Consider the following 12,004-nt stretch of genomic DNA (forward strand, 5'->3'; position numbering starts at 1 on the left):
CGCAGCAGATGGAAATTTATACAAGTTATTTAGCGAAATATCAATGATACAATACACTAGAAAAATTTATAGAAATTGAGGGCTGATGATGAAAAATAATGTGTGTTTTGTCATGATGTATATTTTGACAGGATTTATAGATTTATATATAATAATAAAATATATGCAGTTTTTTCTTGGAAAACTTAAAGTTTCAAGAAAAGCTGCAATATATACATTTACATTCTGTTATCTTTTATGCACAATACAATATATAAAAATGCCTGTTCCCGTGCTCAATGCCGTAGTATCATTTGTACAGTTATACCTTATGGCAAGATGCTATGAAAAGAAAAAGAACAAGATAGTTTTAGCGGTCATAATGGTATTTATGTTTGAGTTTGTCTGTGAGTTGATGGTTTCTTTTGTGACAGGCGGAGGTAATCTGAAACTTACCGTAAACGGATATTATGCCGAATCATATCAGCTTGTAAGCCTTAGCATATTACAGATTATACTGTATTTTATAATAACAAGTTTTAAAAATATCAATTCAGGATTGCAGCTTCCTGTGACTTTTAATATTGCCATAATTATATTAAATTTATTATTTTTAGTCATGGAAATGCTGCTATTTATGCAGGATGATATTCCAAGAAATATAAAAATGGTATCAGTAGTCTGCATTACATTTATGATTATATTGATAATGTATCTGTATGATGTAGTATCGAGAAGTTATGTAAATATGATTCAGGCACAGCTTTTTGAGAGAGAAAATATGTATTATACAAAACAGGCAGAAGTATTGCAGAAGAACAATGATAATATAAGAAAGTTCAGACATGATATCAATAATCATCTCTATGTGCTTGAAACAATGTTAGATGAGGAAGCTAATAATACGAAAGTTAAGGAGTATATTGCCAAACTTGTCGGCCAGTTGAATAAGGTAAGTATGTATAGTTCAAGCGGAAATATACAGCTTGACAGCATTGTAAATTATAAACTTAGTGAAGCGCGTGAAAAGAATATAGAGGTTACATCTGATGTGACATTGCCAAATGCATGTCATATTGATATGAATGATATGGTTACCATACTTGGCAATATTATTGACAATTCGATAGAAGCTGTGGAAAAACTCGATAAAGGCAGGTATATAGACCTCAAAATAAAATATCAGATGGGAACGATTCTTATTGATCTTAAAAACAGTTATGATGGACATATAAAATTAAAAGATGGTACGATAAAAACATTAAAACGTAATAGTATAGAGCATGGGATAGGATTAAAAAGTGTAGAAGAAGCAGTCGAAAAATATGATGGAGCAGTAAAGATTGATTATGATAATAATGAATTTCGTGTAAAAATAGTACTGTATATTGACGAACAAAAATAACATATATATGTTTTGATTTGAAAAAATATTTGGTAAAAAACTACATATAAAAATAGAAAAAACTATGTTATACTTGTCTATGTTATTGTCAGTGAGCTGTACTTTGCCAGCCGACTAAGGCGGGTTAAAGAGACAGACTTAAAAGGGAATGCAGTGAGATGCTGCAGCAGCCCCCGCTACTGTAAGAGGGATGATTTTTTATGCAGAGCGTAAAACGACAGCGTCTAAACATTTAAATTTATCAGACACAAAGTTACGCTTTGTTTAAAACCACTGTGAAGGATAAGATATTTTTTTATTTCATGGGAAGGTAAAAAATCAGTTGAAATCGAGCCAGGAGACCTGCTGACAAGGAGATTTCTACTATTTGACTTGAAAAGTTCATCTCGGTGGGAGATGGCAGAGCGGATAGTGTTTTTTTGCTGTATAAAATTTTGTGTATTATTATATATAACAGGTAAAGCAGATAAGGAAATCTCTTATAAAGAAATTTTTTATCTGTTTTATTTTTTTGCGTTATTGTTAGTGCCTATGGTGCGGTTAATAGTGTTATGAGCAAGTAGCAGAGCGGATTGCGAATATCCGCATGACAGTTTTATATGGAGGAATCGTATTGAAAAATTACAGAAAATTTTTAGTTCCGTTTATACTGATAGTTCTTGTAGCTGTCGGAGTTTCAGGATTAGATATAGAATCGGTAAGTAAACATGACAGGGTAAGTGAAAATGATACAAGAAATATCACTATAACTGCTGAGAGTACAAATAATCCGGACGGAGTGAAAGGTACAGGGACAGAAGTTTCCAAGAATGGAACTGATGTTTCAGAGAGTAAACCGCAGCAAAGCAAGACTCCAGATATAAATCAAAATGGCAGTGATAAAGACAAAAACAGCAGTAGTTTAAAAACGGATAATAAGAATAATAAAGATAATAAAAAGAAGAAATCCAAAAATAAAAGTGATAAAAAAACGGATTCTGAAAATAAAAAGAGTAATAGTAAGTCAACTGAAAAGTCAGCCGCAAAAAATGATAAAAAGCCGTCAGACAAGAATGTAAAATCGAAAAATGGGACGGATGGGAATAAAAAGAAAAATAACAATAAACAGGAAAATACAAATACTTCTAAACCGAAAAGTACACCTCTACCAGATAATAAAGATAAAACATCAGCAGATGGCTCTGACGATAATGCAGAATATATAAAATGCAGCATATCCATAGATTGCAGCATACTCCTTTCAAATATGGATAAACTTGACAAAAATGCAGGAAAATATGTGCCACGAGACGGGAAACTGCTTGATAAAGTTGAACTTAAAGTAAAAAAAGGTGCATCAGTTTATGATGTACTGACAGCCGCATGTAAGCGGAACAAAATTGCATATGATGCAGAATATTCAGCAATATATAAAACATCGTATGTAAAAGGAATAGGTTATCTGTATGAGAAAATGGCAGGTGATATGAGCGGATGGCTTTATCAGGTGGATGGAGTCACACCGAATGTCGGGGCATCGGCTTATAAGCTAAAAGGTGGAGAGAATATAGAATGGATGTACACTTGCAGTGGACGGGCAGGAAGCTGATGAGAAAAGGCATTTTGTTTTATGTGCCTGATAGATAAGTTTTGTTTCTTTTTGGAGGTTGCAGTAAAGTGAAAAAAGGATTGTTAAGAGAATTACATCCGGCGGTAAGTATGTTTTATTTTATAATGCTGCTTTTTATGACAATGTTTACCTTAAATCCTGTGATAATAACAGTGTCGTTTGTTATGGCATTTTTCGGAGTATTAAGACATAAGGGTGTGGGAGTATTAAAAATGACAGCAATGTTGTTTGTTCCTATACTATTATTTTCAGTGATAATACTGCCACTTTTTAACCACAATGGAGTAACACCTTTATTTTATATAAACGATATGGCGGTAACACTGGAAAACATCATATATGGATTAGTTATGACAATAATGCTTATGGCAGTGTCATTGTGGTTCATAACAGCGGGCTGCATGATAGATTCAGAAAAAATACTATATATAACAGGAAAAATATCACCCAAGATATCACTTGTAATATCAATGGTACTGCGGTTCATACCGATGATGGTAAAAAGATGGCGGGAGATACATGAGGCACAGATTGGGATGTTATGTACCCAAGATACAGGAGTTATGTCAAAAGCAAAGCAGTTCACAAAAGAGCTGTCAATACTCGTATCGTGGAGTCTTGAAAACTCAATAGACACCTCGGTATCAATGGAATCAAGAGGATATGGAACAGGTAGAAGAAGCAGTTATCACAGATTCAGGATAAAAACGAGGGATATATTATTTATGGCAGTATTTACGGCACTGTCAGTATTTATAATATATATACTGCTCACAGGAAGATTTGAAACATACTACTTTCCGGAAATAAATATAAGGAAAGCAGATGCGTTGTCAGTATCGGCGGTTGTATGCCAGTGGTTATATATGTGTGCAGCACTTATATGATATAAAATGAATGTAATTTTCAGAGTAAAAATGATGCATGTTTGCATACAATTATTTTTATTCTGAAAATTATTGAGTGAATGAACAACGAGAGAATTTCATTTTAGAACTGGAGTATTCATTTTTTACAATATTATAGAAAAATATATATGCGAAACTAAGAAAGGAGGTAAAAATGCTTAAATTTGATAATGTCTCATTCAGATACCCAAATCAGTCACAAAATGCGATAACAGACATATCCTTTGAGATAAAAAAAGGCGAGTTCGTTCTGCTTTGCGGAGAATCAGGATGTGGAAAGACTACATTGTTAAGACACACAAAGAAGAATCAGATACCTACAGGGAATGGCAGTGGAAATATGTATTTTGAGGGAAAAGACATAGAACTTATGGATGACAGGGAAAGTGCTGCATTGATAGGATATGTCGGACAAAGCCCTGATGGACAGATAGTAACGGATAAGGTCTGGCATGAGCTTGCCTTTGGTCTTGAGAGTCTTTCTTTTGACAGACAGACAATGCACAGAAGGATTGCTGAAATGTCAGAGTATCTTGGGATAAGCGGATGGTATGAAAAAAAGACAGATGAATTATCAGGAGGTCAGAAACAGATATTAAATCTCGCATCCGTTATGGTAATGCATCCTAAAATGCTGATACTTGACGAGCCTACATCGCAGCTTGATCCTGTTGCAAGTGAGAGATTTTTGCAGAACATACTCAGATTGAACAGAGACTTTGGTGTGACAATACTTATATGTGAGCAGAGAGTGCACGAGGTTATTCATATGGCAGACCGTGTTATGCTTATGAAAGACACAAAACTTATCGGATTTGCTGATGTAAGAACGACAGTGCATCAGATGAAAGAAAAATCAAGCAAGGTTTATGAAGCACTTCCGGGCTATATGAAACTTTGGAGTGAATTCGGCAGAACAGGAAAACTTCCATTGACGATAAGAGATGCAAAATTGTGGATAGATGAAGTAAAAAATGAGATATTTGTTGAGGAAGATGTCATAAATAAAAATTCTGCAACAGAAATGGAAGGCGGCAAATACCATAGGCGTATTGCAGAGGCAAAAACGGAAAGGGACATTATCAGAGAGCATAAACAGTCAGAAAAAAATAGAAAGACAAAAGACATATTGATATCAGCAGAAAATTTAAGTTTTTCATATGGAAAAAATGATGTTTTAAAAGACTTCTCAATAGACATAACAGGCGGAAAAATATATGCGGTTATGGGAGGGAACGGCTCTGGAAAAACAACAGCCTTAAAAATACTCGCAGGGATTTATAAAAAAAAGGGCGGCAGGATAAAAAATCAAAAAGATTTGAGAATCGTATATCTGCCGCAGAATCCGCAGACCGTATTTACTGAGATAAGTGTTTATGATGAACTGTTTGAGGTGTTTAAAAGCCATAAGGATTTTTTTAAGAATGAGTATAAAAGCCAAGGCTGTGAAAGTGTGATAGAAAGTCATGAAAAGAAAACTGATAAAAAAATATTGCATGGCTATGAAAAGAATAGAGCAGAAAAAAGTTCAGAAAGTTATGAGCAGTTTGTTGATAATAGGATAAAACAAATGCTTGAAAAAATGGAGCTGTCAGAAAAAAAAGACTCGCATCCTTTTGACATAAGTGTCGGACAGCAGCAGCGGCTTGCCATTGCCAAGGTACTGCTGTTAAAGCCTGCTGTTTTATTACTTGATGAGCCGACGAAGGGACTTGACGGGGAATTTAAGAAAAAACTTGCTATGATGTTTGATGAGATGAAAAGAGCAGGAATGGCAGTTGTGCTCGTGTCACATGACATTGATTTCTGTGCTGAAAACGCAGATGAATGTGGAATTTTATTTGATGGTGAACTGACAAAAATGCAGTCAGCCGAAGAATTTTTCAGACAGAATTATTTTTATACGACAGACATATGCAGGATATTCTCTGATGTGCAGCAGCCGGAAAGTAAAAGGATATATTTACCGGTAAATTACAGACAGGCGGTGGAACTATTTGAAAAATAAATATGTAAGTCGCAGAAATTATGATGAGGAAAAGATAAAAAAGAACATATTAAAAAGAAAAATATCCGTATGGCTTGTGATAATCATTCTGATACCGCTTTTGCTTTATATATCGAGTTATATATTAAGGCAGAAACATTATCTGTTTATAAGTATGTTTATGCTTGCGGCGGTAATGCTGCCGTTTTTTGTAAGTTTTGAATATAAGGCTGTAAGGGCAAGGGAGATAGTGCTTCTTGCTATGATGATATCGTTCTGCGTGTCATTTAATCTGCTGTGTGCACATACGATTCCGCTTCATGGCGGCAGTGCGGTGGTAGTCCTATCAGGGATAGCATTAGGACCTGAAGCCGGATTTCTTACGGGAGCACTTGGAAGATTTATCTGTAATTTCTTTGACGGTCAGGGACCGTGGACACCGTGGCAGATGGCATCATGGGGGCTTATGGGATTTATAAGCGGAGTTGCATTTGTAAGGTATGACTTAAAAGCAGAGAATGATTTAAAAAAAGGTGAGATTTTAGCACAGACTAAATCAGATAATGATATTTTGTCGGAGGATAAATGCATGGGCAACAGTTTATCATCTGACATAATGTGTGAGAAAAAAAAGGTTGGTCTAATGAAAAACAACAGCTCGTTTATAACATTGATTGCGAGTGTTATATTGTTTGAGACGGCAGGGTATCTCTTTATAGTGTTTACTGGCAGGGATATGGCAGATACGAAAGGCATCATGCTTTATATATTCGGTCTTGCAGGGCTTATAACAGGTGGTCTTTTACAGCGGAAAAGATTTAGGACAGACAGCATAATAATGGCAGTGTTTACATTTTTAGTAATATTTATAATATATGGCGGCATAATGAACTTTGCAGCGCTTATAATGCAGAATTCATATACAGGTGGTACAGGAATAAGCCTTGCCGCATTAAAAGCACTTTATATAACAGGAGTGCCGTATGACATAATGCACGCGGCAACAGCGGCGTTATGTGTATTTTTAATAGGAGAACCATTCCTTAAAAAAATAGAAAGGGTTCAGATAAAATACGGGATATACCGTATGTAAAAAAACATATTTTATGGAGGTAAAAAGATGAGGAACAAAAGAGCGATAAGCATTGCATTATCAGCAGTAATGGTATTTACTACAGCGTTTGGAATGACAAGCGTAAAAGCAAATGCAGAAGAAAAGGAAAAGATTGTTGTCTATGTGGCAGCAGAAGGAAAGAATGCGTCAGGTTCAGCGGTAGAAGTAGGAAAAACAGCCGTACAGCTTGATGAGGGTTCAGTAGCAGAAGATGCTATCAAAGTGGCACTTGACAAATCAGCATACAAGGATAACTACAAGATTTCAACATCAGAGTGGGGAGATAGTCTTGACTCAATAGCAGACCTTGACACATTCAATGTCGGAAATGACTGGTATTATTGGAGTTTCTGTGTAAATGGCCAGTATGCAAATCTTGGGATCAGCAGTCAGAAAGTAAATGACAATGATAAGATAAGCCTTATCTACAGTTATGACAACTATAACACAAGTGCAGCCTGCTTCAATGATGATGCATCAAAAAATCCGGCAGGATATTCAGTATATTCAGAAAAGGCTGAAAAGGCTCAGGATTTACTTGCACAGAAGATTTATGACACTACATTTAAGAGTGGAAAATATGTACCGGGCATAGAAGATTCATCAGGACTTTATACAGTATTTTCACTTGCAAGAGCCGGCTTTAAAGCAGACAAGTTTTACGATGCAGTTTATGCAAAAGTAAAAGCACAGCTTGGAGCAATAAAGACATCGACAGGCAAATTCTATGACGATACAAACAAGAAATATGTATCACAGGAAAGCATCTTAAAAGACGGTGCAGCGAGCCAGACATATGCTAAGATAGCACTCTGCGTAACAGCACTTGGAAAAGATGCATCAGATGTAAATGGATTTAATCTTATAGAAAAACTTGCAGATAAGAGCGTTTATGAAGCATCAAGCATCTACAGCAGAGAGACGATGATACTTATGGCAATCGATTCAAAGAACTATGAATTAAAGACAGGCGATAACTATCTCACAAGAGCAGAGCTTGTAAACAAGACTGCAGCCGATGTAGACAGCCAGATTAAAACATCACTTGAGTGGAACAGCCTTGACAGTGCAGTAATGCAGATACAGCCACTTTATGCATATGAGACAAAAGGCGAGGCAGGTGTAGACAAAGAAGCAGTAAAGAAAGCCTGCGATAAGGTGCTTAACCTTATCTACAATATGCAGGGAGCAGACGGAAAATACGGCGATTCATACTCAGAAAGCAATGTGTGGACAACAGCACAGATAATGATAACAGCAGGATTGTTTAACATTGATGTGGCAGCAGAAGAAAACGCAACAGACCTCATCAAAAACGGAGTGACACTTTATGATGATGCATTTGGATTTGTAGACGCAGACAACAACACTGTAGATGAAGGACTCATGTCATTCCAGCCAGAACAGCTTCTTAGAGGACTTAACGCAGCAATAAGAGCGTCAGAAAAAAGTGAACTTATGCTTCAAGTAGAAACAGTAGCCTACACAGCATCAGATGACGCAAAATACACACTTCCAACAGAAGAAAACAAAACAACGGAAACAAAACTTGCCAAAGCAAAAATAACAAAACTCACAGCAGGCAAAAAACAGCTCACTATAAAAATTGCAAAAGTAAAAAATGCAAAATCATACAAAGTACAGGTATCAACAGACAAGAAATTCAAGAAGAATGTAACAACAAAAACAACAAAGAGCACAAGCCTTACAATCAAGAAACTTAAATCAAATAAGAAATATTATGTAAGAGTGCAGGCTGTATCAGGCAAGACAACAGGAGCATACAGCACTGTAAAAAATGTGAAAGTAAAATAATCACATCACATATCATAAAATAAAAGATAAATCAAACATGAAAAGGCAGGATTGCATCAACAATCCTGCCTTTTATGTTTACGGGCACTGCACAAGATAGGCATCCTTTCCGTCGGTTATGAGTATTTTACTTTTAACGGCGGAGAGGTATATTTCTATATCTGAACGAAGTTCTTTTGGTATCGTAAATTTTATATATTTATGTGTGTCAAGGTTGCAAAGACAGAATTTGTCAGGCTCCTCGAGGTCACCAAAAAGTACATAGTTTCCGTTTTCATGAGCTATAGTTGTATCCTCTGGTTTCATGTCAGGAATTGTGAAACTGTTTTTATTTATTATATTGTAAATTTTCAGTGAGTTATTTTTTTCATTATATTTATAATTCCATAAGACATTTATTTCTCCGTAGCCCTTGTAAGTGTGCAGAGTCTTTCCGGTTGTGAGGTCTATAAGGTTTGTGTAAACCTGCTGTCTGAATGTCTTTGCATTATTTCCAGTGCAAATTACTAAGAGTGACAGTACATGGTAATCGTCAATAAATTTTATCTGGCTTGTATGGTTATATCCGTCTATGCCGGGGATTTTTCTCTCTTTGCCTGTCGATGTATCTAAGGCGGTCCAATATCCATCAGCACGGTAATTAAACAATATCATTTTTCCGTTTGGAGACATTTTAGTGTTGCATATTTTGTTATCATCCGTAAATTTGTCTATTGTTCCTGTTTTAAGGTTCAGCTTTGCAGCACTGCTTTTTAGGATAGTATTATCATCTTTGACTTTTGAGAAATAGGCATAAACAGTATCGCCGTCCATGACAGATTCTACGCCATCTAAAGTTCCGGTCTGGTTAAATGCAAATATTTCTTTATTTATAATAGAATAATCAAAAGAAAAGCTGCTTCCATAATAAGTACCTGAAAATGTTTTTATCGCAAGTTTTGACAGACCGTTATCCTGAATGGAATATACCTCGTCTACTATCTCGTCATCGCCCTTTTCATGATATTTGTATATGAAACTTTCTTTATCTCCGACAAGGTTGATATTTTTGCCAAGAGATATATGGTTATTTTTGTCGGCTTTTATGTCTACGTTATTATCAGGATTTGAAGCCGTACTCTGTCCGTTATCAGAAGAAGTTTGGTCGGGTGCAGATGTGTTAAGCTCGGCTTTTTGTATGTCCTGTTTTGAAAATGCCGTAAAAATCCAGTTGTGAAATTTGCCGGATGTTGCGGCAGCAGCACCAAATCCGACAGCAAGCACGAGTATGAGGATGGCGGCGGCATTTATAAGCGGAAGTCCTGTGAGTGGTAGGCGTCTTTTTATAAATGACGGTCTGTTGTTTGTTTTATCAGACTTGTCATGTTTGCGGAACTTTTTATCTGGTGTTATTGTAGTACCATTTATTTCTTTTTGCTTATTATTAAAATTATTGGAAATGTTGTTCTGTTCATTTATCGCTTCTTTAATAAATTCGTCATCACATTCATTTATCGCATTAAATAAATCTTTATCAGTCATAATAACCCTCCTTTATCAAATGAGATTTAAGTTCACTGCGTATTCTTGAAAGCCGCATTGAAATCCCTGTTTCAGATATTTCATAATCTTTTGCGAGCTCCTTAACAGACTCCATAAACCAGTATCTTCTTATAAATAAGATGCGTTTTTCTTTAGGCAGCTTTTTCAAAAATACATTTATGGTTTCAGTGAGTTGTTTTTGTTCTATCTGTTTTAAAGTATCATTATTTTTGTCAAGACAATCGTTAAGTTCGTCAAGTGATACCTCATATTCGCTTTTCCTCTTACCCGCCGAATTGTATTCATAGCGTTTAAGGGAAAGATTTTTGACAATACGGCATATGTAGGCTTTAAGAGGATTTGGTGACTTAGGCGGAATATTGTTCCAGAGAGCCAGCCATGTGTCGGAAACACACTCCTCACTGTCCCGTTTGTCGTTTAGTATGTTATCTGCAATCTTAAAGCAGAGATTTTTGTATTTATCACTTGTCTTGCTTATTGCCTGTTCGGAACGCTCATTAAATAATGATATTATTTCCCTGTCGGAAATATCATTGTATTCATTTGGCATCGTAAACCTCGTTTCTGTGTCGTAATTGGCACATAGTTATTAGTGCATCATTAAATGTGCAAAACATTCTGTTGTATTATACCGGCAGAATATTTTTTAGAAAAGACGTCATTTCTTTATGACAGATATTAGATACTTAGAAAAATTTAGGTTTGCTATGCATTTTCGTATGTCAATCCTGTTGACTTTCTGTAAAGAAGCATCATCTGCCAAACAAATCGGTCAATTCATTTAAGTATTTTATCTGTCATTTATAATCTACGGTTTTATGAGAAAATCTCACAGGATAAATTGAAATATGTGGAAATTAAAGTGAGATATTAAGTATAAAGTCAAGGATATTTGCAATCCGCTTCGTTGCTTGCTTATAACACTATTAGATGCTATCGCAGCATATCAGAATGGGCTTGTACCACATGATACAAGCAAGTCGTTACCTGCTACATATTGCTTTATGTAATAGAAGTGGGGGACTTTCTTGATAGTGTTAAAATATAACATTAAATAGTAATTAAAATATAATAGAAAATTAAAAGTAATTATTATTGAATTTTTTTACAAATCTGAATATAATATAAGTAGAATAAAGTAACGAAAGTGTTTAGTGTAAAGATTAAAAGTTTTTCATCATGATTTGTGTTTTGCACACCTGACACAAATCTTAAGTAGGAAATATATTATATTTCATAATATGTAAAAAATGTGTGCAGAAATGAGGTTTATTATGGCGATTGCAGCAGATATATTACAAAGTCTTGTTCCTATTTCGCAGTTTAATAAAGGTCAGGCGTCTAAGATATTTGACAGATTACATTCTGAAAATGAACTGATAGTTTTAAAAAATAATCAGCCATCGGCGATTATATTATCACCTGAGGAATATGCAAGATTAACAGAAATAGAAGAAGATTATTATCTTTTATTGGAAGCTAACAGGCGGTTGGAGACTAATGGGGACAATAAAACGGTTTCACTTAATACTGTAATTAATGAGCTTGGGATAAGTGAAGATGAACTTTTGGATGCGGAGGATGTAGATATAACCAACATTAAAATAAATATTGTTTAATATAATTAAAATAATTTAATAAAATA

The 12,004-nt window shown here is 35.1% G+C and carries 9 protein-coding genes and 1 riboswitch; of the genes, 7 read left to right on the forward strand and 2 right to left on the reverse strand.

Going from position 1 to position 12,004, the window contains the following annotated elements:
• The first annotated feature begins 88 nt into the window (after positions 1–88).
• From KQI69_RS03875 to KQI69_RS03900, 6 genes are all read left to right on the forward strand, one after another.
• Positions 89–1,384 (forward strand): sensor histidine kinase, encoded by a 1,296-nt coding sequence (locus KQI69_RS03875; RefSeq protein WP_216563979.1) that lies wholly within the window; start codon positions 89–91, stop codon positions 1,382–1,384.
• A 90-nt stretch (positions 1,385–1,474) separates the two neighbouring features.
• A riboswitch (cobalamin riboswitch) is annotated at positions 1,475–1,749 on the forward strand.
• A 248-nt stretch (positions 1,750–1,997) separates the two neighbouring features.
• A complete protein-coding gene (locus KQI69_RS03880; protein ID WP_216563980.1) occupies positions 1,998–2,972 on the forward strand; it encodes a DUF4430 domain-containing protein in 975 nt (324 codons plus the stop codon).
• 68 nt (positions 2,973–3,040) lie between these two features.
• Complete coding sequence (locus KQI69_RS03885) at positions 3,041–3,880, forward strand: energy-coupling factor transporter transmembrane component T (protein ID WP_216563982.1); 840 nt, start codon at positions 3,041–3,043, stop codon at positions 3,878–3,880.
• Between the two features lie 175 nt (positions 3,881–4,055).
• Positions 4,056–5,909: an ABC transporter ATP-binding protein gene (locus KQI69_RS03890; protein WP_216563984.1), complete on the forward strand. Its 1,854-nt coding sequence runs from the start codon at positions 4,056–4,058 to the stop codon at positions 5,907–5,909.
• Entirely contained in the window at positions 5,899–6,981 is a 1,083-nt protein-coding gene (locus KQI69_RS03895) for an ECF transporter S component (protein WP_216563986.1), read from the forward strand. The genes KQI69_RS03890 and KQI69_RS03895 overlap by 11 nt, the downstream gene beginning before the upstream one ends.
• Before the next feature lie 27 nt (positions 6,982–7,008).
• Positions 7,009–8,817 carry a DUF4430 domain-containing protein gene (locus KQI69_RS03900; protein ID WP_216563988.1) on the forward strand — a complete coding sequence of 603 codons (1,809 nt, stop codon included), beginning with the start codon at positions 7,009–7,011 and terminating at the stop codon, positions 8,815–8,817.
• A 78-nt stretch (positions 8,818–8,895) separates the two neighbouring features.
• Here KQI69_RS03900 and KQI69_RS03905 read toward each other — a convergent pair whose 3' ends face one another.
• Entirely contained in the window at positions 8,896–10,338 is a 1,443-nt protein-coding gene (locus KQI69_RS03905) for a hypothetical protein (protein ID WP_216563990.1), read from the reverse strand.
• The gene (locus KQI69_RS03910; RefSeq protein ID WP_253288990.1) at positions 10,331–10,909 is read right to left on the reverse strand and encodes an RNA polymerase sigma factor; all 579 of its coding nucleotides are present in this window, start codon (positions 10,907–10,909) and stop codon (positions 10,331–10,333) included. The genes KQI69_RS03905 and KQI69_RS03910 overlap by 8 nt, the downstream gene beginning before the upstream one ends.
• 724 nt (positions 10,910–11,633) lie before the next feature.
• Between KQI69_RS03910 and KQI69_RS03915 the strand changes: the two genes are divergently transcribed.
• The gene (locus KQI69_RS03915) at positions 11,634–11,978 is read left to right on the forward strand and encodes a type II toxin-antitoxin system Phd/YefM family antitoxin (protein ID WP_216563991.1); all 345 of its coding nucleotides are present in this window, start codon (positions 11,634–11,636) and stop codon (positions 11,976–11,978) included.
• Positions 11,979–12,004: the final 26 nt, after the last annotated feature.

It is taken from the genome of Eubacterium sp. MSJ-13 (assembly GCF_018918235.1).
Classification (GTDB): Bacteria; Bacillota; Clostridia; order Lachnospirales; family Lachnospiraceae; genus Butyribacter.

What these genes read in the sequence shown, in the direction of transcription:
- KQI69_RS03900 (WP_216563988.1), top strand. Translation starts at nt 7,009, where the DNA reads ATGAGGAACAAAAGAGCGATAAGCATTGCATTATCAGCAGTAATGGTA.
- KQI69_RS03875 (WP_216563979.1), top strand. Translation starts at nt 89, where the DNA reads ATGAAAAATAATGTGTGTTTTGTCATGATGTATATTTTGACAGGATTT.
- KQI69_RS03890 (WP_216563984.1), top strand. Translation starts at nt 4,056, where the DNA reads ATGCTTAAATTTGATAATGTCTCATTCAGATACCCAAATCAGTCACAA.
- KQI69_RS03910 (WP_253288990.1), bottom strand. Translation starts at nt 10,909, where the DNA reads ATGCCAAATGAATACAATGATATTTCCGACAGGGAAATAATATCATTA.
- KQI69_RS03915 (WP_216563991.1), top strand. Translation starts at nt 11,634, where the DNA reads ATGGCGATTGCAGCAGATATATTACAAAGTCTTGTTCCTATTTCGCAG.
- KQI69_RS03905 (WP_216563990.1), bottom strand. Translation starts at nt 10,338, where the DNA reads ATGACTGATAAAGATTTATTTAATGCGATAAATGAATGTGATGACGAA.